A 23,407-nucleotide genomic window follows, 5' to 3' on the forward strand; every position below is an offset into this window, starting at 1 on the left:
CGGCCCGCGGCGGCCCGGCCGGGCCGCACCAGCGGCGCCCAGCTCGCCCGTGAAGCCGGCGCCGGGCGTCCCGGGTCAGGCCTCCAGCCAGGGCTGGTCACCGAGGCCGGAGATGTCGAGCACCCGGCGGACCTGCGACGACGGCAGCACCGCCAGCGCGTCGCCGTACGCGCCGGCGAGCCGGACCAGCGCGTGGATGGCGGCCGAGTCGAAGAAGGTGACCGCCCGCAGGTCGAGGGTCAGCCGGGCGACGCCGGACGGCGTCGCCGCCGCCGCGTACATCGTGTCGGCGGTGGCCATGTCGACGTCGCCGGCCACGGTCACCGTCAGGTGTTCACCATCTGCGCGCGTGGTGGCGGAGAAGTTCGAATCCGCACCCTGTTGATCCACGGCAAGTACCTTGGCACAAACGGTTGCCGTCCGGCAACAAGTGTCGTCTCGGTTGTGGCGGCCCGTCACCGATGGGCGATCCGTCGGCATGCGCGGGTGCCGGCGATAGGCTTACCGCATGACCGTCCGTGCGCCGTTGACCCCTGGCACGCCCTCCCCGTGGCGCCAGGTTCCCGCTGACATCCCCCGTCCGGAATACGTCGGCAAGAAGCGGCCGAAGCCGTGGACCGGCTCCCACGTCCAGACGCCCGAGACGATCGAGAAGATGCGGGTCGCCGGCCGGATCGCGGCGCAGGCCACCCAGCTCGCCGGCGAGCACTGCAAGCCCGGCGTCACCACCGACGAGATCGACCGGGTGGTGCACGAGTTCCTCGTCGACCACGGCGCCTACCCGTCGACGCTGGGCTACAAGGGCTTCCCCAAGTCGTGCTGCACCAGCCTCAACGAGGTGATCTGCCACGGCATCCCGGACTCCACCGTGCTCGAGGACGGCGACATCATCAACGTCGACGTCACCGCGTACATCGGCGGCGTACACGGCGACACCGACGCGACCTTCTGCGTCGGGGAGGTCTCCGAGGAGGCCCGCCTGCTGGTCGAACGCACCCACGAGGCGATGATGCGGGGGATCCGGGCGGTCGCGCCGGGCCGGCAGATCAACGTCGTGGGCCGGGTCATCGAGTCGTACGCCAAGCGGTTCGGCTACGGCGTGGTGCGCGACTTCACCGGGCACGGCATCGGTGAGGCGTTCCACAGTGGGCTCTACATCCCGCACTACGACAGCCCGCGCCCGACCGACGTGATCGAGCCCGGTATGACGTTCACCATCGAGCCGATGATCACGCTCGGCACGTACGACTACGACGTCTGGTCCGACGGCTGGACGGTCGTGACCAAGGACCGGCGGTGGACCGCGCAGTTCGAGCACACCATCGTGGTGACCGAGGACGGCGCCGAGATCCTCACCCTGCCCTGACCGCGTTCCGGCCGCCGACTCGGCCCGGGGCCGGTCAGACGTCGAAGAGGTCGCCGACCGAGCCGTCGACCGGCCGGCCCCGCGCCGCCAGCTCACCGGCCTGGGTACGCAGCACCTCGCCGAGTTCGGTCAGGTCGGCTCCGGCGAGCCCGGCCCTGCGTACCGCGTCGGCGCCGTCCCGGAAGTAGGTCCGGGTGAGCAGCCCCACCACGTTCGCCGCCGCCAGCCGGGCGACACCGAGGCCGACCAGGGCGCCGTCGGTGTCGTACCAGGCGGCGAGCCGGTTCGCCAGCGCGTGCGCCGACGCCGCCTCGCACCACGCCTCCCGGGCCAGCGCGCTGAACTCCGGTGCCCGGGCCTGCGCGAGCCGGCCGAGGTGCGCGTCCCGCAGCTTGTCCAGCCAGTCCGTCGGGTCGTACAGGGGTCTGGTCGTCACGTAGCGGTCGGCGGCCAGCGGCCACCCCGTGTCCAGGGTGTGGGCCCGCCGCAGGTGGCGGTCGGCGTCGACGACGTCGAGCCCGACCAGCACACCGTCGATTCGCCGGCGGGTCGGTCGGGGCCCGCCGGACTCCCGGTAGGTCACCACGACCAGGTCGACACCGGTCGTCTCGTCGTCGTCGCCGTGGGCGAGCCGACCGTACGCCCCGATGGCGAGGACATCGGCGGGGAAGCGCCGCCGGGCCGCCTCGGCGACCCGTTCGGCGACGGCCCACCGCGGATTCGCGAGGTACGGATTGTCCTGCGGCACGGCCGCAATTGTGCGCCATGCGCGGGCTCACGGCGAGTTCTGCGTACGTGGTACGAATGCGCGGACGGCCCTGGCCTCTTTGCCGCGGTCCGGTGCGGCGGTGTTGCCTACCCGGTCCGGTGCGGTCGCGTTCTTCCCCGGTCCGGTGCGGTTGGGTCGTTCTCGGGGGCAGGTGCGGCGTGGCCGCGGCGTTCTCCCGGTCTGGTGCGGCGTGGCCGCGGCGTTCGTTTGCTCAGGTGCAGCGTGGCCGCGTCGTTCTCCGGGTCTGGTGCGGCGTGGCCGCCTCGTTCGTTGCTCAGGTGCGGCGTGGCCGCGTCATCGGCAGGTGCCGGCCGGCGTGCGCGGCCGGTGGTCACGGGCCTCCGTCAGGTGGGTCCGGCCCAGAATCGTGTGTTCATCATCGCCCTCCCCGTCGGCGCCCCCGGGGTGGGGTGCGCCGATACCAGGATGGGAGCGGCCGGCGGCAGGGAGCGGTCCGCGCGGCGGGTCTGGCACCAAGGGGGGAGAGGCCCCGCCGGCCTCACTCCATGGCTTTGATCGTCTGCGGCTCAGACGCCCGACACGCCGGCCCAGGAGCGCCTGAGCCGCAGACGATCACGGCGACCCGCCCGGTTGTCCTTGATCGGCGCGGCCGAGGCGGCGCGACCGGTCAGCCGGCGTGGCCCAGGCAGTGCCTGCGGTCGGCCGGCGAGCCGGACGCGGCCCGGGTGGTGCCGGCGAGCCGGACGCGGCCCGGGTGGTGCCGGCGAGCCGGACGCGACCCCGGTCAGTCGCCCGCTGTCGCGCCGCCGACCGGGGTGAGCCGGAACACGTGTACCGGCCGGCCGCCGGCCCGCTCCACATAGGTCTCGTACGCCGGCCACTCGCGGACCAGCAGGCCCCACAGCCGGTCCCGCTCGGCCCCGGTGGCGAGGTGGGCGCGGACCGGGATCCGGCGGCCGGCGACGGTGACCGTGGCGGCCGGATCGGCGAGCAGGTTCAGTGCCCAGGCCGGTGGGCGGGGCTGCCCCCAGTTGGAGCCGGCGACCACGAACGCGTCGCCGTCGGGGACGTACAGCAGGGGGTTGCCACGCGGCTGCCCGGACCGCCGCCCGGTCGTGGTGATCAGCAACGACGGGACCAGGCCGAGCGCCACCACCCGCCCCCGGGTCAGCCGGCCGACCACCCGGTCGGCGGGTACGAGGACACGGGCGGCGGCGGCGAACCACCGGCGGTGTCCGAGGCGGCGGGTCACGTTTCGCAGGGCCGGCACCGGCACAGTCTGCCGGCCCGAGCCCGCCGAGGACAGCCCTGCACCGTCGGTACCGGCCCGCGTCAGACGATCCGCCGCTCGATCGGCAGCCGGGACCGGGTCAGCAGGCCCGCCCCGGCCATCGCCACGACCGGTACGGCCAGCACGATCGCCAGCATCGACCACGGCACCGTCACCGGGAAGGGGTCCCCGTACGGCCAGTTCGCCCCGCTGGCCTCGTTGAGGGCGAACAGGATGACGAGGGCCCCGGTCAGCCCGGCGACCACGCCGAGAAGCGAACCGAGCCCGGCGATCATGCCGGACTGGCAGAGTGACAGCAGCCGGCGTACCCCGGGGCTGGCCCCGACCGCGGCGAGGGTCGAGAGGTCCGCGCGGCTGTCGGCGGCCGCGAGTCCGGTGGCGATGCCGGCGGCGCCGAGGGTGACCACGCCGGCGGCGACCGCCAGCAGGATCGCCGCCTGGTTGCCGCTGTCGCCGGGGCCGCGCTCGACGGCCGGGACCGGGCTGCCGGGCAGTCCGCCCAGGGCCTCGCGGAACCGGTCCTCCTGGGCGACGGTCGGCTCGCTGGTGGTCGCCAGGACGAAACCCAGGTGCCGGGACGCCAGGCCGAGCCGGTCGACCGCCGCTGGCGAATAGACGGTCCGTTCGGTGGCGAGGCCGGAGGTGAGCGCGTACCCCGGCAGCCGGACCGTCCCGACGACGGCGAATCCGTTGTCCGGATCCGGTGGCAGCCGGGGATCGTGCCGGCGGATCTGCACGCCGACCTGCCCGTCGACGACCAGGCCGGGCTCGGTGACCACCACCCCGCCGGCCCGCAGCACCGCGGTGGCCCGGCGCAGGTCGTCCGGGTCCGCGCCGGTCAGCAGCGGCAGCGCCGACCCGTCGTCGACCACGGGATCGGCGAGGAATCCGGAGAACGTGCGGTACCGGGGGGCGCAGCGCGGGTCGTCGGCCGCCCGGCGGCGGTCCTGCGCGTCGAGGTCGGTGGACGGATCGTACGGGCAGGTCTGCCCGGCGGGAACCTCGACGGTGAGGCCGCAGCTGACGTTCTCCGCGGTTCCGGGCGGGCAGGCCGCCTGGTGGAACTGTGCCGCCCCGCCGACGGCGAGGCCGGCGTCGCGGGCGGTCGCGGCAACCTGCTCGACCGTTGGCGGGTCGGCGGGCGGGGCGAAGCCGTCGTACCAGGCCGTCACGTAGCCGTGCGGCAGGGCGGGCTCGTACACCGCGGCGGCCCGGGCCCGGTCGCTGGCCAGGTAGACACCGACGATCACGCTGCCGGCCACCGCGGCCATGACGGCGGCGATCGCGGGAGCGGCCGCGGCCCGGTTACGGGCCGTGTCGCGCAGCGCGATCCGGGGTGCCAGCGGCAGCAGCCGGCCGAACCGGGCGAGCAGCCCGATCAGGCTCGGCGTACACAGCACCAGGCCGAGTTCGGCGAGCACCAGCCCGACCAGCATGACGGTGGCGCTCACCCGCGAGGCGCCGAACGCCGCCAGGGCGGTGCCGGCGCCGGCCGCGAGCAGCCCCACGACCAGCCACCGCCGCCGCGACCGGACCGTGCCGCGCCGGCCGGTCAGCGCGGCGACGACGTCCTGGCGCGACGCGTTGAACGCCGGGACCAGCGCGGCGAGCGCCCCGGTGGTCACGGCCAGCCCGGCGACGGCGAGCAGCGCCAGTGGAAAGACCCGGTAGCCGCCGGCCCGGGCCTGGACGGTGTACTCCTCGAGAAGCGGGCGTCCGGCGAACGCGGCGGCGATGCCGAGGACGATGCCGACGGCCGCCCCGGTGACGCCCAGCACCACGCCGTCGGCCAGCACGATGCGACGCAGGTGGGCCGGGGTACCGCCGTTCGCGGCGACCAGGGCGAGTTCACGTCGCCGGCGGCGGGCGCCGACCGCGAACGCCGGCCCGGCGAGCAGGACCACTTCCAGCATCCCCAGCCCGCCGATCAGCCCGCCCATTCCGACGACCATCGGGTCCGTGCCGTCTGCGGACGGGGCGTACGCCGGATCGGGCGGCGGGTCGAGCAGCACCGCCCGCGACTCGACCAGGATTCCGTGCCGGTTGAGTTGTTCGACCTGCTCCCAGGTCACCGGTTGCGGGGTGTCCACCAGCCACCGGTCGGCCATCGGCAGGGACCCGGCGCCGGGCGGCAGCACCACCATCTCCCGCAGCGCCGCCGGGAACTCCACCACCCCGGTCACCTCGTAGCCGCGGGTGCCGTCGGCGCTGACCACCTCGTCGCCGAGCCCGACCCCGAGCCGGCGCAGCGCGTCGACGCTGACCGCGATCTCCCGGTCGCCGGCCGGGGCCCGTCCCCGCACCATCGCCGCGATCCCGTGGACCAGCGGATCGGACAGGTCGACCACGGTGGCCGGCAGTTCCCCGACGCCGGCGGCGGTACGCAGCGCCAGCGAGGTCTCGCCGAGCGGGACCACCCGGCTGCCCGGCGGCAGCACGGCCCGTACCGCCTCGACGGTCGGCGACGTGGCGCGCGGCTCGCCACCACCGACCCAGGCGGTGCCGTCCGGGTTCTGGTGCAGGGCTTCGTCGGTCGGCCAGGTGAGCGTCGCGTCGGCCCTGCCGAGCCGGCGGTCGGCCTGCTCGGCGGGGGTCAGCCGGAACATGTCGTAGTTGACCACCACGTAGGACAGCGCCAGCACCGGCAACGCGATCATCGCCACGACCAGCGCGGTCCGTCCCTTCGCCCGGCGGGCCTCCCGGGCGGCGATCCGCAGCGCGGTCCGCCAGGACCTCACCCGATGTCCTGGAGCAGGCGTTCCGGCCCGTCGAGCGGCCCGGACGTGTCGACGGCGAGTCCGTCGCGCAGGAACACCACCCGGTCGGCCCACGCGGCGTGCCGTGCCTCGTGGGTGACCAGCACCGCCGCCGCGCCGGCGTCGACCCGGTCGCGCAACAACCGCAGGACCGCCTCGCCGGTCTGCGAGTCGAGGGCGCCGGTGGGTTCGTCGGCGAGCACCAGCCGCCGTTCGCCGACCAGCGCGCGGGCGATCGCCACCCGCTGCTGCTGGCCGCCGGACATGTCGTCGGGGAACCGGTCGCCGAGATCGGCGAGCCCGACCTCGGTCAGCGCCGCGACCGCGAGCCGCCGGGCGTGCCGTACGCCCCGGCCGTCGAGTTCGAGCGGCAACGCGACGTTCTCCACCGCGGTCAGGCTGGGCAGCAGATTGAGGTCCTGGAAGACGTACCCGATCGACCGGCGGCGCAGCCGGGCCAGTCCACGCCGGTCGAGGGCACCGAGATCGGTGCCCTCGACGGACACCCGCCCGCTGGTCGGGGTGTCGAGCCCGCCGGCCAGGTTGAGCAGTGTCGACTTGCCCGAGCCGGACGGGCCCATCACCGCGATCAGCTCACCGGGCCGGACGGTCAGGTCGATCCCGCGCAACGCGTGCACCGCGGCCGCGCCGGTGCCGTGGGTCCGGTACACGTCGCGCAGTTCCAGCAGGCTCACCGTTGCGCCCGCGCGTGGCCGGCCGGCGCCCCGTCGGGACGGGCCGGCCCGACGCCGTCGCGTCCGGCGGGCGGTGCGGCCGGCGCGGCGCCGGCGTGCCCACCGGACGGTCCGGTCGGTACGGCGGCCTCGTGCCCGCCGGTCGGTACGGCGCCGCCGGGAGCGGCCGGTGGGCGGAACCGGACCAGGCTGACCTCGCAGTGGTCCAGCCAGCGGATCTCAGCCTCGGCCTGGAAGATCATCGAGTCGAGCACCAACCGCCAGGACAGGTCGCCCGGCCGGTCGTCGCGGACCTTCAGCCGGGTGAGTTCCTGCAGCGTGCGCATCGTCGCGGTGCGCTGGGTCTGCACGACGGCGCGGACGTCGACCCCTGGAGTGGTCAACGCGAGCGCGAGTTTGATCGCCAGTTCGTCGCGGGGCCGGTCGGTACGGCTGATCGGGGTCCCGAACCAGTCGACGACCTCGGCCCGGCCGGCATCGGTGATCTCGTAGGGCCGCTGCCCCCCGTCGTTTTCCGGCAGGGGTCGTACGAGACCGTCCCGTTCCAGCCGGGCCAGCGTGGTGTAGACCTGCCCGATGTTGAGTGGCCAGGTCGCGCCGGTGGACTCCTCGAAAGCGGCCCGGAGCTGATAGCCGTACATCGGCTGGCGCTCGAGCAGGGCGAGAAGACCATGGCGGATCGTCATACTTAACCAGTATACGTACTGGGTATGCAAGGTGGTTCGTGACCGCCGGCCGGACCTGCGACCATGTGGCTGTCATCGATCTGCGACCCTGATCCGCCGACCGTCGGGAGTGGACATTGCGGGCACCTGCGCGCGGCGTCGTGCCGCTGATCCTCGCGCTGCTCACCGCCTGCTCGGGCGGTACGACAGCGTCGGTACCCCCACGCATCGCCGACCGCTTCTGGCCGGCACCGGTCGCCTCGGTGCAACTCGAGAGAGGAAGCACCGCCCTGCTTCACGTGGCGTCAGGCACGGAGGGGGCCGATGCCGCCGATCCGAAGGCCGCGTCGTCCCGCTGCTGGCGGGTGGCGGAGTCCAGGAACGACGCCGAGACGGCTGCCGTCTCCGCCTGCCACGGTCAGGACGCAATCGCCGCATCCCGTGCCCTGGGAGTAGTGGTGGTCGTCTCTGCCTGCGCCGCGCCGACGTCCGTACGGCTGGAGAGCGTGGCGGGCAACCCGACGATCAACGAGGTGTTCGACGGCGTATTCCTGGTGCCGCCGTCGATGGTCGGCGACGACGCCACGACGATCAGCTTCTCGTGTGTCGACGATGCTGGCCCGGTCAGCGAAGCGGTGACGTTGGAGATCGCCCGCTGACCTCCGGGTGGGGTGGCGGCGGGGTTCTCGAGGGTCAGGTCACCCGGCCCGGAAACGCGACCGTGAGTGGGTTCGCGCCGGCCGTACGGCGCCAGCGGGTCGCCCGTACCGCGCAGTCGGTCAGCGCCGCGAGCGCCTGCCCACGCTGGTCACCCGTGGTCACCGGCAGCGCCGCCCGCCACACCGCCGCGGTCCGCTCCTCGATCTCGACCGCCAGCCTGAGCGCCGACGCGGCATCGGTGACCGGATACGGCACCGCGTACGCCGGCTCGGCCGGCGGCGGCGTGACCGACGTCTCGTTCAACAGCACCGTCAGCGCGTCCCGGCGGGCCCGGTGGGCCGCCTCGGCCGCGTGCGCCTCTGCTTCGGCGGCATCGGACAGGCGTACCCCGATCAGCCCGTACGCGTAGATTGCCGCATGTTCGGCGGTCAACGCCGCCGTCAGACCCGCGGTCACGGCGTCACCTCGCTTCGCTCGGCGCCGCCGTGTTCAAAACTGTGCCCGATGGTTCGCTCGCTGCGCTCCCTCACGGTCACCTCGCTTCGCTCGGCGCCGCCGTGTTCAAAACTGTGCCCGATGGTTCGCTCGCTGCGCTCCCTCACGGTCACCTCGCTTCGCTCGGCGCCGCCGTGTTCAAAGCTGCGCCCGATGGTTCGCTCGCTGCGCTCCCTCACGGTCACCTCGCTTCGCTCGGCGCCGCCGTGTTCAAAGCTGCGCCCGATGGTTCGCTCGCTGCGCTCCCTCACGGTCACCTCGCTTCGCTCGGCGCCGCCGTGTTCAAAACTGTGCCCGATGGTTCGCTCGCTGCGCTCCCTCACGGTCACCTCGCTGCGCTCGGCGTTGGCGTGTTCGGGGCTGATGGTTCGCTCGCTCACAGGACCTCCAGGTGGGTCGCCCGGGCGGCGGCGATCGAGCCGAGCAGGGCCGCCCGCTCGGCCGGCGCGGCCAGGCAGGCTTCCTGCGCCAGTTTGTGTCCCGCCTCCTCGGCCGTACGCAGCTCCGCCACGGCGGCGTCGGCGTCCGCCGGGATCTGCGGGGGAGGCGAGGTGGCGCCGGAGGCCGACGGGGACGGCGACACCCGCGTCACCCGGACCAGTTCCGCCTCGTGCGCGCGGTGTGCCTGCGCGATCGGCGTCAACCGGTCGGCCAGCGCCGGATGGGCCGCGGCCGCGGCCTCGTGCCGGGCCGCGAGGTCGCGCGCGTCGGCCAGCAGCGGGGCGAGCGGGTCCGGTGCCGGCGGTGGGTCGTCGCCGCCGAAGAGGTCGCACGCCGACAGCGCGCCGGCGGCCGCCAGGCCGACCGTGGCGCCCGCCGTCCGCAGCAGCCACCGCCGGGACCGTCCCGGCCCGTTGTCGTGGATGTAGGTGTTCCCGCTCCGCACCGGCCAAGTCAACACCATCCGCGCCGCCCGCGGGGCACCCCCGCCGTCTCGGGTCCGCCGGGTCGGTGCGCCGACCGATCGGAAGGCCCGTTCGCGCGTTACGCTCTGCGCAGCCGCCGGGCCCGAACGCCCGGTGGCGTACTGGCATGGTCACCGTGCGGCATCACCCGCCGGGGCCGACGATGGTGAAGGGGTCCGCCAGATGACGCAGCGTGGCCGTGCCTCCGGCAGGCCGGCGCCCGGATCGCGCGGCGAAGCCCGGCCGCGCGGCGGCGAGCGTCCCCGCCCCGCCGACCGGCCCCGCGCCGACCTGTCGGCCCGCCGGGTCCGGCTGCGCGCGGTGATCGAACCGGTCGTCACCGCCGCCGGGTATCACCTGGAGGACGTCTCGGTCTCCCGGGCCGGCCGCCGGCACGTCGTACGGGTGATCGTCGACGGCGAGGACGGCATCGGTCTCGACGCCGTCGCCGATGTCTCCCGGGCCGTCTCGGCGGCGCTCGACGCGGCCGAGGAGGACGGCACCGAGCTGCTCGTCGGGGAATACCAGTTGGAGGTCAGCTCGCCCGGCGTCGACCGCCCGCTGACCCTGCCCCGGCACTGGCGGCGCAACATCGGACGACTGGTCAAGGTCACCGTGGCGCAGCGGCAGGTGACCGGGCGGGTGGTCGACGCCGACGACACCGGTGTGACGCTCGACGTCGACGGCGCCACGCACGAATGGAAGCACGTCGACCTCGGTCCCGGACGGGTCCAGGTGGAGTTCACCCGGCTCGACGAGGTGGCCGACGACGATCTCGACGAGATCGACGACGCCGACGAACCCGACGACGACGAAGTGGAGGGCGAGCAGAGGTGAACATCGACCTCGCGGCGTTGCGCGCACTGGAGCGCGAGCGGGAGATCCCGTTCGACACGATCCTCGCGGCGATCGAGACCGCGCTACTCACGGCCTACCGGCACACCGAGGGCGCCGAGCCCCACGCCCGGGTGGAGATCGACCGCAAGAACGGGGCGGCGCTGGTCTACGCCCAGGAGACGGATTCCGACGGCACCGTCGTACGGGAGTGGGACGACACCCCGCACGACTTCGGGCGGATCGCCGCGATGACCGCCAAGCAGGTGATCCTCCAGCGGTTGCGGGAGGCCACCGACGAGGTGCACTTCGGCGAGTACGTCGGCCGCGACGGCGACCTGGTCACCGGGGTCGTGCAGGCGCACGAGGCGCGGGCCGAGAAGGGGATCGTCACCGTCGACCTGGGCAAGCTCGAGGCGGTCCTGCCGCAGTCGGAGCAGGTGCCCGGCGAGGTCTACGAACACGGCCAGCGGATCCGGTGCGTCGTGGTGCACGTGGCGAAGGGCTTCCGGGGCCCGCAGATCACCCTCTCCCGGTCGCACCCCAACCTGGTCAAGAAGCTCTTCGCGCTGGAGGTGCCGGAGATCGCCGACGGCACGGTCGAGATCGCCGCCATCGCACGTGAGGCAGGTCACCGTACGAAGATCGCGGTGCGCTCGACGGCGCCCGGTGTGAACCCGAAGGGCGCCTGCATCGGTCCGATGGGACAGCGGGTCCGGGCGGTGATGAGCGAGCTGCACGGCGAGAAGATCGACATTATCGACTGGTCCGACGATCCGGCGGCGTTTGTCGGGTTCGCGTTGTCGCCGGCCAAGGCCCTGCGGGTCGAGGTCGTGGACGCCGCCACCCGTACCGCCCGGGTGACGGTGCCGGATTTCCAACTCTCGCTCGCGATCGGCAGGGAAGGGCAGAATGCCCGACTTGCGGCGCGGTTGACCGGTTGGCGAATCGACATCCGCCCGGACACCGAGCCGTCGGCGACCGGCGACCGGGGGGCACGTGATCACGCTGCCGAACCGGGCGGAGCGGTTGCCGGCGCGTAGGGGTAGACTTTCTCGTGGTTCGTCGTGCGTTGCCGGTGCGCACCTGCGTGGGTTGCCGGCGTCGTGCGCCGGCCGCCGAACTGTTGCGGATCATCGCGATCGAGAACGGGGCTGGTCACAGCCTCAGTCCCGATCCGGGCCGCAACCGGCCGGGTCGGGGCGCGTACCTGCATCTTGATCCGGCTTGCTTCACGCTGGCGCAGCGACGCCGCGCCTTCGGGCGGGCGTTGCGGATCACCGGGGCACCTGACACCGGTGAGCTGGCCGAGTACCTCCGCGCGTCAACCACTACGTCCGGTCATCCGACCGGACGAGGGTCGCAAGCAAGGTAGGACGACCGACATGAGCACACGATGAAGTCCCTGAAATGACCAGGCTTCAAGTGCACGAGTGAGGTCGCTGCGGGATCTGCCCGCACGACCTCGGAGTGAGGAGTGCAGTGGCAGGCAAGGCCCGCGTACACGAGCTGGCAAAAGAGCTCGGGGTCGAAAGCAAGACCGTTCTCGCCAAGCTGAAGGAAATGGGCGAGTTCGTCAAGTCCGCGTCGAGCACCGTGGAGGCACCCGTCGCCCGACGGCTGCGCGGTGCGTTCGTCGCATCGTCGGAGCAGCCCTCGGCCCCCGCCGCCCCGACGCCCGCACCATCGGGTCCGAGCAGCCCCGCCCGGATCTCCGCCAAGCCCATGCCGCCCCGCCGACCGGCGCCGCCGGTCCGGCCGAAGGGGCCGGTTCCGGGCCCGCCGCAGCCTCCGGCCACCCCGGTGGCCAAGCCGGCGAGCGCCCACGACATCGAGGTGGCGGCCGCCGAGGCGCGCGCCACGGCTCTCAAGGCCGAGCAGGAGGCCGCCGTCAAGGCGGCGCAAGCTGCCCGGCAGCAGCAGCGCGAGGCGCCGGCCCGGCGGGAGCCGCCGGCCGACGGCGGCGCACCCCGGCCCAAGCCGGGTCCGGGTTCGGTTCCGCCGCGTCCGGGTTCGCCGGCCGCGAACCGGCCGGGCCCGTCCGGTACGCCGACCGCGCCTCCGGGGCGACCCGGTGGCCGGCCGCCCGCGCGTAGCGGCGGCAACAACCCGTTCGGCATCACGCCGGGTGGTCAGCGTCCGGCACCGCAGACCGGTGGCGGCCCGCGGCCCAACCCGGCCTCCATGCCGCCGCGGCCGAGCCCGGCCTCCATGCCGCCGCGGCCGAGCCCCGCGTCGATGCCCTCGCAGCGTCCGGGTCGTCCGGGTGGCGGCCCCGGTGGCGGCGCAGGCCGTCCCGGTGGCGGCGCCGGTCGTCCCGGTGGCGGTGGCTTCCGTCCCGGTGGCGGCGGTGGCGGTGGCGGTGGCTTCCGCCCCGGCGGCGGTGGCGGCGGTGGCGGTGGCGGCTTCCGTGGCGGTCCCGGTGGCGGCGGTGGCGGTGGCGGTGCCGGTGGCGGGTTCCGCCCCGGTGGCGGCGCTCCGGCCGGCGGTGCGGGTCGTCCCGGTGGCGGCGGCGGTCGTGGCCGTGGCGGCGGTGCCGCGGGTGCCTTCGGGCGCCCGGGTGGCAAGCCGGCGCGCGGTCGCAAGTCGAAGAAGCAGCGCAGACAAGAGTTCGACAACCTGTCCGCCCCGACGATGAGTTCGGGCGCCCCGCGCGGGCAGGGACAGGTCGTCCGGCTCTCGCGCGGCGCCTCGCTCTCCGACTTCGCCGACAAGATCAACGCCAACCCCGGCGCGCTGGTCCAGGAGATGTTCAACCTGGGCGAGATGGTCACCGCGACCCAGTCGTGCTCCGACGCCACCCTCGAGCTGCTCGGCGTGCACCTCGGTTTCGAGGTGCAGATCGTCAGCCCGGAGGACGAGGACCGCGAGCTGCTGGCCCAGTTCAACATCGACCTCGACGCCGCGGTCGACGAGGACCGCCTGGTCAGCCGGCCGCCGGTGGTGACCGTCATGGGTCACGTCGACCACGGTAAGACCAAGCTGCTCGACGCGATCCGCAAGGCGAACGTGGTGGCCGGCGAGGCCGGCGGCATCACCCAGCACATCGGCGCCTACCAGGTGCACGTGCCGCACGACGGTGAAGACCGGGCGCTGACCTTCATCGACACCCCGGGTCACGAGGCGTTCACCGCCATGCGTGCCCGTGGTGCCCAGGTCACCGACATCGTGGTGCTGGTCGTCGCGGCTGACGACGGTGTCATGCCGCAGACGATCGAGGCGCTCAACCACGCCAAGGCGGCCGACGTGCCGATCGTGGTCGCGGTCAACAAGGTCGACAAGCCGGAGGCCAACCCCGACAAGGTCCGCCAGCAGCTGACCGAATACGGGCTGGTCGCCGAGGAGTACGGCGGCGACACCATGTTCGTCAACGTGGCCGCCAAGCCGGGCATCGGCATCGACGAGCTGCTCGAAGCGGTGCTGCTGACCGCCGACGCGTCGCTGGAGCTGACCGCTCCGATCGACGGGCCGGCGCAGGGTGTCGCGATCGAGGCCCACCTCGACAAGGGCCGTGGTGCGGTGGCGACCGTCCTGGTGCAGAAGGGCACGCTGCGGGCCGGCGACTCGATCGTCGCCGGTGGCGCCCACGGCCGGGTCCGGGCGATGCTCGACGAGAACGGCACGCCGGTCAGCGAGGCCGGTCCGTCGCGTCCGGTCCTGGTCCTCGGTCTGACCGCGGTCCCGGGCGCCGGCGACACCTTCCTCGCGGCCGAGGACGACCGCACGGTGCGTCAGATCGCCGAGCAGCGGCAGGCCCGGCGGCGGGCGGCGAGCTTCGCCAACAGCCGCGGGCGGGCCACCCTCGAGACGCTCATGGAGCAGCTCAAGGAGGGCGAGAAGACCTCGCTCAACCTGGTGCTCAAGGGCGACGTCTCCGGTTCCGTGGAGGCGCTCGAGGACGCGCTGTTCAAGCTGGACATCCCGGAGGAGGTCCAACTGCGGATCATCCACCGGGGCGTCGGTGCGATCACCGAGAGCGACGTCATGCTGGCGAGCGCCTCGTCCGAGGCGGTCACGATCATCGGCTTCAACGTCCGGGCCTCCAACAAGGTCCGGGAGATGGCCGACCGCGAGGGCGTGGAGATCCGGTACTACACCGTCATCTACCAGGCCATCGAGGAGATCGACGCCGCGCTCAAGGGCCTGCTCAAGCCCGAGTACGAAGAGGTCGAGCTGGGCAGCGCGGAGATCCGCGACGTCTTCCGCTCGTCCAAGGTCGGCAACATCTCCGGCTGTATCGTGCGGTCGGGTGTCATCCGGCGTAACGCGAAGGCACGTCTCCTGCGTGACGGCGCGGTCGTGGCGGACAACCTCACGATCAGCTCGCTCAAGCGCTTCAAGGACGACGCGACCGAGGTGCGCGAGGGCTTCGAGTGCGGTCTGACCCTGAGCGGCTACAACAACGTTCAGGTCGGCGACCTCATCGAGACCTTCGAGATGCGGGAGAAGCCGCGCTCCTGACCCACCCATGTTGATCCGGGGAGGGACACCCGTACGGGGTCCCTCCCCGGATCGCGTTCTGCCCCGGCCCGCCCGCCACCGAGACGAAAGTGCCCCACGATGAGCGAGTACGCCCTGCTGCTGGCCCCGTCGGCCAACCGCGTCTACGCCGACGCGGCCGGCCGGATCACCCGGGCCGAGATGGCCGTACTGGCCGGGGCCGGGGTTCTCGACGGGCCGGTCGACGGCATCGCCGAGCGGCGGATCGCCGGGGTCGGCTACGTCACCTTCGAGGCCACCCCGAGCCGGCGCGACCTCGACCGGCTGGCGAACCTGTCGGCGGCGTACGCCCTGTTCGAACGGGTCGGCGACGACCTGCTGCGCCCCGTACCGCTGCACCCGCTCCAGCGCTTCGACGACGACCTGATCACCATCCCGAAATACGCCGGCAAGACCAACGAGCAGTTCACCCGGCTGCTGCTCAACGTCACCCTGCTCGCCTCCGCGTCGGCGTCCGGCATGCTCGACCGCCAGCTCGTCGTACTCGATCCGCTGTGCGGCCGGGGCACGACCCTCAACCAGGCCCTCATGTACGGCTACGACGCGATCGGGGTCGAACTGGACGGCAAGGACGTCGACGCGTACTCGGCGTTCCTGCGTACCTGGCTCAAGCGCAAGCGGCTCAAGCACACCGCGGAGACGACCCCGGTACGCCGGGACCGGCGGCTCGTCGCGCGGCGGTTCGAGGCGGTCCTCGCCGGCTCCAAGGACGACTACCGGTCCGGGGCCACCCAGCGGGTCACCGTGCTGCACGGCGACACCACCCGGGCCCGGGACTTCCTGCGGGCCGGCTGCGCCGACGTGGTGGTCGCCGACGCGCCGTACGGGGTGGCCCACGGCAGCCGTACGGAACAGGGGTTGTCCCGTCGACCGCTGGACCTGCTGGCGGCGGCCGTGCCGGTCTGGGCCGAACTGCTGCGTCCCGGCGGGGCGCTCGGCATCTCGTGGAACACCCACGTCGCCCGGCGTGACCAGGCCGCCGCCGTGCTCGCCGACGCCGGCCTGGTGCCGGTGGCGGGGCCGGGGTATCTCGACCTCTCGCACCGGGTCGACCAGGCCATCGAGCGCGACGTCCTGGTGGCCCGCAAACCGGGCTGACCGGGTCCGGCCGGAAACCCGGCTGATCGCCGGGGCCCGGTTCGTTACGCTGATCCGCGATGTTCACCGGAACCGCGGTCTTCGACCTGCTCCTGCCCGGCGACTCCCGGTCGCTGAAGGCGAAACGCTCCTACGTACGCCCCATCGTCGCCGCCCTGCGCCGTTTCGAGGTGTCGGCGGCCGAGGTGGGCGCCCTCGACCTGCACGGCCGCGCCGAGATCGCGGTGGCCGTGGTGGCCGCCGAGGCGGCCCACGTCCGCGAGGTCCTCGACTCCTGCGAGCGGCTGGTGGCCGGTCGCCCCGAGACCGAGTTGCTGTCGGTCCGGCGCCGTCTGTACGGTCCCGACGACTGATCGCCGGGACCGGTGTGACCGGCGTTGCGCCGGCAGGTGTGGTCCGCCGCGGCGAAGGTAATGTTCCAGGCGTGGGCCCGGCCGGTCACCGGGGGCGCGACCGCCCCGGCGGACCGCCGGCCCGAGGTACGGACATGTCCGTTGACAGTTGAGCACTGTCCTGGAACGCAGGATGCCGTGGAGGTGGCGAGATGTCGGACCCGGCCAAGGTACGTCGGCACGCGGAGCGGGTACGCGAACTGGTGGCTTCGGTGGTGCGTACCCAGATCAAGGACCCCCGACTCGGGATGATCACGATCACCGACGCCCGGATAACCGCCGACCTGCGGGACGCGACGGTCTACTACACCGTGCTCGGCGACGCGGCGGCCCAGGCCGGCACCGCGGCCGCGCTGGAGAGCGCCAAGGGCATGCTGCGCAGCACCGTCGGCAAGGCCCTCGGGCTGCGCCACTCGCCGACCCTGACGTTCGTGCTCGACGACGTACAGGACCAGGTGAAGCACATCGACGAGCTGCTCGCCGCGGCCCGTAACGCGGACGCCGAGGTGCAGCGCCTCGCCGCGCGGGCCCAGTACGCCGGCGAGGCGCAGCCCTACCGGGTGGACGACGCCGACGAGTCCGACGACGCCGACGAGCCCGACGACGACCGGGTCGGCGGTACGGGACCGGCCGGCGCCGCGGAGCAGCGGCGGTGACCGACGCCCCGGGCGGTGCCAACGGGGCGGCTCTAGCCGAGCCGCCCGGAGGCGGTGGACCGACGGAGGACGACTGGGCGGCGGCGGTGGCCGCCGTCCGGTCGTTGCCGGCGGGCGGGCGGGTCCTGCTGATCTGCCACGTCAACCCCGACGGTGACGCGCTGGGCAGCATGCTTGGTTTCGGGCTCGGGCTGCGCCGGCTCGGCGTACGCCGGTTGGAGGCCACGTTCCCCGGCCCGCCCGAGGTGCCGGAGCCCTTCCGGGCGCTGCCCGGTCTCGACCTGCTGGTGCCGGCCACGCGGGCCGTCGCGGATCCCGATCTGGTGCTGTGCTTCGACGCGGCCAGTGAGTCGCGGCTCGGCGGCCTGGTCGACCGGCTCGACCGGGCGCCCGCGATCGTGCTCGACCACCACGCGTCCAACACCCGGTTCGGCGGGATCCACCTGGTCGACCCGGCCGCCGCCGCGACCTCGGTGGTCGCCGAGCGCCTGCTGGCCCGGCTGGGGGTGCCGCTGGACCGGGAGATCGCCGAGTGTCTCTACGTGGCGCTGGCGACCGACACCGGCTCGTTCCGGTTCGACATGACCACGCCGGCGGTGCACGAGATGGCGGCGCGTCTGCTGGCGACCGGGATCCGGCCGGGCGAGATCTCCCGGCGGATCTTCGACACCCGGCCGTTCGGCGCGATCCGGCTGTACGGCGAGGTGCTGAGCCGGGCCACGCTCGACCCGGCGGCGGCCGGTGGCCGGGGCATGGTGTGGACGTACGCGACCCAGGACGACCTGGCCCGGCACGGGCAGCGGCCGTACGTGCTGGAGCCGCTGATCGACTCGGTCCGGTGTGCCGCGGAGGCCGACGTCAGCTGCGTGGTCAAGCAGACCGGCGCGGGGGAGTGGGCGGTGTCGATGCGCAGCAAGGGCGCGGTCGACGTCAGCCGGGTCGCGGTGGCGCTCGGTGGTGGCGGGCACCGGCTCGCCGCGGGGTTCACCGGTCGGGGAACCGCCCAGGAGGTGGCCGCGGCGATCCGGGACGAACTGGACGCGGCACTGATCGATCCGGAGCTTCCGGGACAACCCGGAGCCTGATCCGGGTTTCCGTCGCACCGGACAGCGGGTGACAATCGGTTGATGGAACAGCCGCAGGAACTCACCGCAACGGTGCCCCGCGCCTGGGAGCGGCCGATCGTCACGGTTCCGGTGCTGGCGTTGCTGTCCCTCGTCGGTGGTCAGTTTCCGTCCTTCTCGACCCAGGCGAACGTCTACGCCATCGGTACCGGCGGCGCCCTGGTCTGGTTGGGCCTGTCCAACCGGATGCCGCGTCGGCCCGCGCCGCGCGGCTTCGGCGGGTCGGCCGTCTGGTGGGTCCTGCCCGCCGCGATCTTCTGTGTCTTCGAGGGGGCCACGTTCTTTCTCGGTTCGACCGAGGAGTTCCCGACCTTCTCCAAGCTCGCCGACCCGCTGCTGGAGGAGCCACTGATCCGGTCGGCGGCCTACTTCGCCTGGCTCGCGGCGTTCTGGGGGCTGGTCCGGCGATGAGTGGCACGCGCCTGCTGGCCATCGGCGGCTTCGTCGTGTCGATCGTGCTGTTCGTGGCCGTGGAGTGGGCGGCCCGCCGCGAGGGGTCGAAGATCCCGACGCTCGGCGACGTCTGCGCCTACGTGATGCAGTACGAGGTCGGCCGGGTGCCGGTCGGCAGGATCGGGGTGTTCGGTTTCTGGTGGTGGCTGGGGTGGCACTTCTTCGCCCGGTGACTCCGTGATCATTCTCGCATCACGGGAACTGTGCGCAGGATATGGACCTGAACGATAGCTTGGGTAACGGTGCGCGCCGTGCCCGTCACCGCGCTGTCCCGCGCGGGCGGCGATCAGGGTGAGGCACGTCACCACGTCCCGCCTCCAGGGTCGACCAGACCCGGGCCGGCACGCTGCCCCCGGCAGCCCACTCCGGTGATCCCGGACGGCCGCCGCCGGCGACCAGCACCACCGCCCACGCCGATCCGGCCCGCGCGCCCGGCACGCCCGTGTGTCCGCCGCCGGCCGGACCTCCCGGCGCACCCTGGAAGGAACCTCCGCATGGCCAGCAAGCCCAAGCCCGAGACCACCGACGAGGCCCGCGAGCAGGCCCGCCGCGCCCTGCAGACCTCGATGGACACCCGCCAGTAGTTCCCGCCGGCGCCGCCGGACGGCACCGTTGCGACCCACGTCGCCCGGTCGTCGCGGTACGGCCGCCGGGCGCGTCGCCCGGCGATACGATCGGGCGGTGCGCCGGATCCTCGTCGTCGGCAGTGGCGGCGCGGGTAAGTCCACCCTCGCGCGCCAGCTCGGCGAGCGGCTCGCGTTGCCCGTCATCCACCTCGACCGGCACTACTGGCAGCCCGGCTGGGTGGCCGTCGACGCGGCCCGCTGGCGGGCCACCGTCGACCGGCTGGCCGCCGGCGACGCCTGGGTGATGGACGGCAACTACGGCTCCACCCTCGACCTGCGGCTGCCCCGCGCCGACCTGCTCGTCCTGTGTGATCTGCCCCGGCTGGTCTGCCTGTGGGCGGCGGTCCGGCGGCGCTGGCGGTACCGCGCGACCGGTCGCCCGGACCTGCACCCCGGCTGCCCCGAACGCCTCCAGGCGGCGTTCCTCCGGTGGATCCTGAGCTATCCCGGCCGGCCCCGGGCACACCTGCTCGCGGCGATCGCCGTCCACGCCCCCCGACTCACCGTCGTACGGCTGCGCAGCCGACGCGAGGTCCGTCGCTGGCTCGCCTCGGTAAGTGGTCAGTAGCTTGTCACTCATTACGGCTCCGTGTCAGGATGCGGGGCGATGAGCCACGTCACCACCCCCGGCACGTCCCGCGCCACGCTGCGCCGGATCGCCGGCCTCGCCCTGCCCGCCCTCGTCGTGCTCGCCGCCGAACCGGTGTACGTGCTCGTCGACACCGCCGTCGTCGGCCACCTCGGCCGGGTGCCGCTCGCCGCGCTGGCCGTCGGTGGAACCGTGATGACCCTGATCGCCTGGCTCGGCACCGTGATGGCGTACGGCACCACCGGGCGGGCCGCCCGCCGCTACGGTGCCGGCGACCGGGCCGCCGCCGTCGCCGAGGGCGTCCAGGCGTCCTGGCTCGCCCTCGCCGTCGGGGTGGCCGTCGCGCTCGCCATGCAGGTGGTCGCCGGGCCACTGGCCCATGCCGTCGCCGGCGGTGGGGAGGTGGCCGACGCCGCCGCGCGGTGGATGCGGATCGCCGCACTGGGCGCCCCCGGCCTGCTGCTGGCCGCCGCCGGCAACGGCTGGATGCGGGGCGTGCAGGAGACCCGACGGCCGGTGGTCTACGTGCTCGGGGCGAACGTCCTGTCCGCGTTGCTCTGCCCGCTGCTGGTCTATCCCGTCGGCCTCGGGCTGCCCGGCTCCGCCGTCGCCAACGTGGTCGCGCAGACCCTCGGTGGGCTGCTCTTCGCCCGCGCCCTGATCGCCGAGCGGGCCGCGCTACGCCCCGACCTGCCGGTCATCCGTCGCCAGCTCGCGGTCAGCCGCGACCTGCTGATGCGCGGCGCCGCGTTCCAGATCTGCTTCCTGTCCGCCACCGCCGTCGCCGCCCGGTTCGGCGCCGCCTCGGTGGCCGCCCACCAGATCGCCGTACAGCTGTTCTTCTTCACCGCACTGGCCCTCGACGCGGTCGCGATCGCCGCCCAGTCGCTGGTCGGTGCCGCCCTCGGCGGCGACGACGCCGAGGGCGCCCGCTGGCTGGCCCGCCGGATCGCCCTGCTCGGGGTCGTCTGTGGACTGGTGTTCGCGGTGCTCATCGCCCTCGGCTCCGGCGTCGTACCGGGCTGGTTCAGCCCGGACGCGGCAGTACGCGACCAGGCGATGGTGGCCTGGCCGTGGTTCGTGGCGATGCAGCCGCTGGCCGGTGTCGTCTTCGCCCTCGACGGGGTGCTGATCGGTGCCGGCGACGTACGCTTCCTGCGCAACCTGACCGTGGTGGCCACGCTCGGCGGTTTCCTGCCCGCCATCTGGGCGGCGTACGCCCTCGACCTCGGGCTGGGCGGCATCTGGGCCGGCCTGGTGCTGATGATCGTCATCCGGCTGGTCGGCCTGCTGCTGCGGATGCGGTCCGGCCGCTGGGCGGTCGTCGGCGCGGTCCGCTGACGCCGCCCCGCGTACCCACCCGTTTCCGGCGCCCGTCCCGCCGGCCCCGGCCGCCCCGTCCCTCCGCCCCGGCCGCCGTCCCGGCGCCCCCCGGCCGCCGTCCCGGCGCCCCGGCCCAGCTCCTTGATCCCGGTGATCAGGGAGCGGGGAGGGCGGCGCGCCCACGACACGCCCGACCCAGTCCCTGATCACGAGGATCACGGGTGGGCCGTGGGGCGGGGGAGACGGGGGTCTGGCAGGGTGGACGACCGTGCATAGTGACGGGCTCATCGTGGTTGACAAGGCCGGGGGGATGACGTCGCACGACGTCGTCTCGCGGATCCGGCGGCTGGCCAGGACGCGGCGGGTGGGACACGGCGGCACCCTCGACCCGATGGCCACCGGCGTACTGGTCGTCGGGGTCGGCCGGGCCACCCGGCTGCTGACGTACGTGATCGGGTCCGGCAAGGGCTACGCCGCCACGATCCGGCTCGGACAGTCGACCGTGACCGACGACGCCGAGGGCGAGGTGATCGCCACCACGGCCGCCGACACGGTCACCGACGACGAGATCCGGGCCGGGCTCGCCGCGCTCACCGGCGAGATCGACCAGGTGCCCAGCGCGGTCAGCGCGATCAAGGTCGACGGGCAGCGGGCCTACAAACGGGTGCGGGACGGCGAGCAGGTCGAACTCGCCGCCCGCCGGGTCACCGTGGCCCGCCTCGACCTGCTCGCGATCCGGCGGGAGGAGCCCGGGGTCGTCGACGTCGACGTCGACCTCGCGGTGTCGTCCGGCACCTACGTCCGCGCCATCGCGCGGGACCTCGGTACGGCGCTGCGGGTCGGCGGGCACCTGACGGCGCTGCGTCGTACGGCCGTCGGCGGGTTCACGCTGGCCGAGGCGGCCACCCTGGAAGAGTTGGAAGAGCGGGCCCCGCAGGTGGTGAACCTGCCGCTGGAGCAGGCCGCCCGCCGCCAGTTCGCGCAGCGCGAAGCCGACGCCGCCGAGGCGAAGGTGCTGTCGCACGGCGGGCCGCTGAAGCCGGTCGGCATCGCCGGCCCGTACGCGGTCTTCGGTCCCGACGGCGGCCTGCTCGCTATCGTCAGCGAACGGGAGGGGCGGGCCCGCGCCGAGATCGTGCTCGCCCCGGCGTGACGGGCGTTACGGCGCGCGGAGCGTGCGGCGTTGGCGGGGGGTTGCGGCGCGCGGAGCGTGCGGCGTTGGCGGGGGGTTCGGGCGTGCGCGGAGCGCGCGGCGTTGACGGGTGGAAAGGGAACTGATGCAGCGCTGGCGGGGGTACGACGCGGCACCGGGCGGCTGGGGTCGCGCGGTGGTGACGATCGGGGTGTTCGACGGTGTCCACAAGGGCCACCAGGCGACCATCACACACGCCGTGAAGCGGGCCAGCGACCTCGGCGTGAAGTCGGTGGTGCTGACGTTCGACCCGCATCCGGCGGAGGTGGTCCGGCCCGGTTCGCACCCGGCGGTGCTGACCGAGCCGGCCCGCAAGGCGGAGCTGATCGAGGCGCTCGGCGTCGACGTGTTGTGTGTCCTGCCGTTCACGGCCGCCTTCTCCCGGCTGCCGCCGGAGGGGTTCGTGCACGACGTCCTGGTCGAGCACCTGCACGCGGCACTGGTCGTGGTGGGGGAGAACTTCCGGTTCGGGCACCGGGCGGCCGGTGACGTCGACCTGCTCACCCGGCTCGGGCGTACGTTCGGGTTCGCGGTCGAGGGGGCACCGCTGGTGTCCCGGGACGGCACGGTGTTCTCGTCGACGTACATCCGGGCCGGCGTGGACGCCGGTGACGTCGAGGCGGCGGCTCGGGCACTGGGCCGTCCGCACCGGCTGGAGGGTGTCGTCGTACGCGGCGACCAGCGCGGCCGGGAGATCGGCTTCCCGACCGCGAACCTGCTGTGTCACCGCTACGCGGCGGTGCCCGCCGACGGGATCTACGCCGCCTGGCTGGTGCGTCGGGGCCAGCGGTACCGGGCGGCGGTGTCGATCGGCACCAACCCGACGTTCAGCGGGCGGGAGCGGCGGGTCGAGGCGTACGTCCTGGACTTCGACGGCGACCTCTACGGCGAGCGGCTGGCGTTGGACTTCGTGGCGCACCTGCGCGAGATGCGCCGTTACGACGGTGTGGAGCCGCTGGTCCGGCAGATGGCCCTGGACGTCGAGCGGACCCGTGAGGTGCTGACGACCGGGTGAGCGCGGGACACCGGTAGGAGGGCCTCCACCAGGGTGACAGCC

General features: G+C 73.7%; 25 protein-coding genes. 16 read left to right on the forward strand and 9 right to left on the reverse strand.

Annotated elements, in window-relative coordinates; all coding sequences use genetic code 11:
* Positions 1-75: 75 nt before the first annotated feature.
* Positions 76-390: an STAS domain-containing protein gene (locus Prubr_RS19710; RefSeq protein WP_246567372.1), complete on the reverse strand. Its 315-nt coding sequence runs from the start codon at positions 388-390 to the stop codon at positions 76-78.
* Between the two features lie 118 nt (positions 391-508).
* Here Prubr_RS19710 and map point away from each other — a divergent pair, with 118 nt between their 5' ends.
* Entirely contained in the window at positions 509-1,366 is an 858-nt protein-coding gene (map, locus tag Prubr_RS19715) for a type I methionyl aminopeptidase (RefSeq protein ID WP_212816412.1), read from the forward strand.
* Between the two features lie 34 nt (positions 1,367-1,400).
* Here map and Prubr_RS19720 read toward each other — a convergent pair whose 3' ends face one another.
* The 5 genes from Prubr_RS19720 to Prubr_RS19740 all read right to left on the reverse strand — a co-directional run bounded on the left by Prubr_RS19720 (position 1,401) and on the right by Prubr_RS19740 (position 7,524).
* On the reverse strand, positions 1,401-2,114 hold the full coding sequence (locus tag Prubr_RS19720; RefSeq protein ID WP_212816413.1) for a nucleotidyltransferase domain-containing protein: 714 nt from the start codon (positions 2,112-2,114) through the stop codon (positions 1,401-1,403).
* A gap of 766 nt (positions 2,115-2,880) precedes the next feature.
* On the reverse strand, positions 2,881-3,366 hold the full coding sequence (locus Prubr_RS19725; protein WP_212816414.1) for a nitroreductase/quinone reductase family protein: 486 nt from the start codon (positions 3,364-3,366) through the stop codon (positions 2,881-2,883).
* A gap of 62 nt (positions 3,367-3,428) precedes the next feature.
* The gene (locus Prubr_RS19730; RefSeq protein ID WP_246567375.1) at positions 3,429-6,125 is read right to left on the reverse strand and encodes an FtsX-like permease family protein; all 2,697 of its coding nucleotides are present in this window, start codon (positions 6,123-6,125) and stop codon (positions 3,429-3,431) included.
* Complete coding sequence (locus Prubr_RS19735) at positions 6,122-6,838, reverse strand: ABC transporter ATP-binding protein (protein ID WP_212816415.1); 717 nt, start codon at positions 6,836-6,838, stop codon at positions 6,122-6,124. The genes Prubr_RS19730 and Prubr_RS19735 overlap by 4 nt, the downstream gene beginning before the upstream one ends.
* Positions 6,835-7,524: a PadR family transcriptional regulator gene (locus Prubr_RS19740; protein ID WP_212816416.1), complete on the reverse strand. Its 690-nt coding sequence runs from the start codon at positions 7,522-7,524 to the stop codon at positions 6,835-6,837. Before Prubr_RS19740 ends, Prubr_RS19735 begins: the two co-directional genes overlap by 4 nt.
* Positions 7,525-7,640: 116 nt before the next feature.
* On the opposite strand from Prubr_RS19740, the gene Prubr_RS19745 reads away from it, so the two are divergent.
* Positions 7,641-8,162 (forward strand): hypothetical protein, encoded by a 522-nt coding sequence (locus Prubr_RS19745; RefSeq protein ID WP_212816417.1) that lies wholly within the window; start codon positions 7,641-7,643, stop codon positions 8,160-8,162.
* A 34-nt stretch (positions 8,163-8,196) separates the two neighbouring features.
* On the opposite strand, the gene Prubr_RS19750 is transcribed toward Prubr_RS19745, so the two are convergent.
* The 3 genes from Prubr_RS19750 to Prubr_RS19760 are packed head-to-tail and all read right to left on the reverse strand — an operon-like array spanning position 8,197 to position 9,487.
* Positions 8,197-8,619 carry a ferritin-like domain-containing protein gene (locus Prubr_RS19750; protein ID WP_212816418.1) on the reverse strand — a complete coding sequence of 141 codons (423 nt, stop codon included), beginning with the start codon at positions 8,617-8,619 and terminating at the stop codon, positions 8,197-8,199.
* Positions 8,616-9,038 (reverse strand): hypothetical protein, encoded by a 423-nt coding sequence (locus tag Prubr_RS19755; protein ID WP_212816419.1) that lies wholly within the window; start codon positions 9,036-9,038, stop codon positions 8,616-8,618. The genes Prubr_RS19750 and Prubr_RS19755 overlap by 4 nt, the downstream gene beginning before the upstream one ends.
* Positions 9,035-9,487, reverse strand: a complete 453-nt coding sequence (locus Prubr_RS19760) for a hypothetical protein (RefSeq protein ID WP_425518058.1) — start codon at positions 9,485-9,487, stop codon at positions 9,035-9,037. The genes Prubr_RS19755 and Prubr_RS19760 overlap by 4 nt, the downstream gene beginning before the upstream one ends.
* 259 nt (positions 9,488-9,746) lie before the next feature.
* On the opposite strand from Prubr_RS19760, the gene rimP reads away from it, so the two are divergent.
* From rimP to Prubr_RS19830, 14 genes are all read left to right on the forward strand, one after another.
* On the forward strand, positions 9,747-10,400 hold the full coding sequence (gene rimP, locus Prubr_RS19765; RefSeq protein WP_212816420.1) for a ribosome maturation factor RimP: 654 nt from the start codon (positions 9,747-9,749) through the stop codon (positions 10,398-10,400).
* On the forward strand, positions 10,397-11,440 hold the full coding sequence (gene nusA / locus Prubr_RS19770) for a transcription termination factor NusA (RefSeq protein ID WP_212816421.1): 1,044 nt from the start codon (positions 10,397-10,399) through the stop codon (positions 11,438-11,440). Before rimP ends, nusA begins: the two co-directional genes overlap by 4 nt.
* A gap of 47 nt (positions 11,441-11,487) precedes the next feature.
* The gene (locus tag Prubr_RS19775; protein ID WP_246569000.1) at positions 11,488-11,772 is read left to right on the forward strand and encodes a YlxR family protein; all 285 of its coding nucleotides are present in this window, start codon (positions 11,488-11,490) and stop codon (positions 11,770-11,772) included.
* A 107-nt stretch (positions 11,773-11,879) separates the two neighbouring features.
* Positions 11,880-14,858, forward strand: a complete 2,979-nt coding sequence (infB, locus tag Prubr_RS19780; RefSeq protein WP_212816422.1) for a translation initiation factor IF-2 — start codon at positions 11,880-11,882, stop codon at positions 14,856-14,858.
* A gap of 99 nt (positions 14,859-14,957) precedes the next feature.
* The gene (locus tag Prubr_RS19785) at positions 14,958-15,995 is read left to right on the forward strand and encodes a TRM11 family SAM-dependent methyltransferase (RefSeq protein ID WP_212816423.1); all 1,038 of its coding nucleotides are present in this window, start codon (positions 14,958-14,960) and stop codon (positions 15,993-15,995) included.
* A gap of 59 nt (positions 15,996-16,054) precedes the next feature.
* Positions 16,055-16,348 carry a DUF503 domain-containing protein gene (locus tag Prubr_RS19790; RefSeq protein WP_212816424.1) on the forward strand — a complete coding sequence of 98 codons (294 nt, stop codon included), beginning with the start codon at positions 16,055-16,057 and terminating at the stop codon, positions 16,346-16,348.
* Positions 16,349-16,539: 191 nt separating this feature from the next.
* Positions 16,540-17,043: a 30S ribosome-binding factor RbfA gene (gene rbfA, locus Prubr_RS19795; RefSeq protein ID WP_212816425.1), complete on the forward strand. Its 504-nt coding sequence runs from the start codon at positions 16,540-16,542 to the stop codon at positions 17,041-17,043.
* Positions 17,040-18,128, forward strand: a complete 1,089-nt coding sequence (locus Prubr_RS19800; protein WP_212816426.1) for a DHH family phosphoesterase — start codon at positions 17,040-17,042, stop codon at positions 18,126-18,128. The genes rbfA and Prubr_RS19800 overlap by 4 nt, the downstream gene beginning before the upstream one ends.
* Before the next feature lie 42 nt (positions 18,129-18,170).
* Positions 18,171-18,578: a hypothetical protein gene (locus tag Prubr_RS19805; RefSeq protein WP_212816427.1), complete on the forward strand. Its 408-nt coding sequence runs from the start codon at positions 18,171-18,173 to the stop codon at positions 18,576-18,578.
* On the forward strand, positions 18,575-18,793 hold the full coding sequence (locus Prubr_RS19810; RefSeq protein ID WP_212816428.1) for a DUF6186 family protein: 219 nt from the start codon (positions 18,575-18,577) through the stop codon (positions 18,791-18,793). The genes Prubr_RS19805 and Prubr_RS19810 overlap by 4 nt, the downstream gene beginning before the upstream one ends.
* A gap of 508 nt (positions 18,794-19,301) precedes the next feature.
* Positions 19,302-19,814 carry a P-loop NTPase family protein gene (locus Prubr_RS19815; RefSeq protein ID WP_246567382.1) on the forward strand — a complete coding sequence of 171 codons (513 nt, stop codon included), beginning with the start codon at positions 19,302-19,304 and terminating at the stop codon, positions 19,812-19,814.
* 39 nt (positions 19,815-19,853) lie between these two features.
* Positions 19,854-21,176: an MATE family efflux transporter gene (locus Prubr_RS19820; RefSeq protein WP_212816429.1), complete on the forward strand. Its 1,323-nt coding sequence runs from the start codon at positions 19,854-19,856 to the stop codon at positions 21,174-21,176.
* Positions 21,177-21,426: 250 nt separating this feature from the next.
* Positions 21,427-22,311 carry a tRNA pseudouridine(55) synthase TruB gene (gene truB / locus Prubr_RS19825; protein WP_212816430.1) on the forward strand — a complete coding sequence of 295 codons (885 nt, stop codon included), beginning with the start codon at positions 21,427-21,429 and terminating at the stop codon, positions 22,309-22,311.
* Positions 22,312-22,435: 124 nt separating this feature from the next.
* Positions 22,436-23,365, forward strand: a complete 930-nt coding sequence (locus tag Prubr_RS19830; protein WP_212828275.1) for a bifunctional riboflavin kinase/FAD synthetase — start codon at positions 22,436-22,438, stop codon at positions 23,363-23,365.
* Positions 23,366-23,407 lie beyond the last annotated feature (42 nt).

This window comes from Polymorphospora rubra, assembly GCF_018324255.1.
Classification (GTDB): Bacteria; Actinomycetota; Actinomycetes; order Mycobacteriales; family Micromonosporaceae; genus Polymorphospora; species Polymorphospora rubra.

What these genes read in the sequence shown, in the direction of transcription:
- map (WP_212816412.1), top strand. Translation starts at nt 509, where the DNA reads ATGACCGTCCGTGCGCCGTTGACCCCTGGCACGCCCTCCCCGTGGCGC.
- Prubr_RS19740 (WP_212816416.1), bottom strand. Translation starts at nt 7,524, where the DNA reads ATGACGATCCGCCATGGTCTTCTCGCCCTGCTCGAGCGCCAGCCGATG.
- rimP (WP_212816420.1), top strand. Translation starts at nt 9,747, where the DNA reads ATGACGCAGCGTGGCCGTGCCTCCGGCAGGCCGGCGCCCGGATCGCGC.
- Prubr_RS19785 (WP_212816423.1), top strand. Translation starts at nt 14,958, where the DNA reads ATGAGCGAGTACGCCCTGCTGCTGGCCCCGTCGGCCAACCGCGTCTAC.
- Prubr_RS19790 (WP_212816424.1), top strand. Translation starts at nt 16,055, where the DNA reads ATGTTCACCGGAACCGCGGTCTTCGACCTGCTCCTGCCCGGCGACTCC.
- rbfA (WP_212816425.1), top strand. Translation starts at nt 16,540, where the DNA reads ATGTCGGACCCGGCCAAGGTACGTCGGCACGCGGAGCGGGTACGCGAA.
- Prubr_RS19805 (WP_212816427.1), top strand. Translation starts at nt 18,171, where the DNA reads ATGGAACAGCCGCAGGAACTCACCGCAACGGTGCCCCGCGCCTGGGAG.
- Prubr_RS19810 (WP_212816428.1), top strand. Translation starts at nt 18,575, where the DNA reads ATGAGTGGCACGCGCCTGCTGGCCATCGGCGGCTTCGTCGTGTCGATC.
- Prubr_RS19820 (WP_212816429.1), top strand. Translation starts at nt 19,854, where the DNA reads ATGAGCCACGTCACCACCCCCGGCACGTCCCGCGCCACGCTGCGCCGG.
- Prubr_RS19830 (WP_212828275.1), top strand. Translation starts at nt 22,436, where the DNA reads ATGCAGCGCTGGCGGGGGTACGACGCGGCACCGGGCGGCTGGGGTCGC.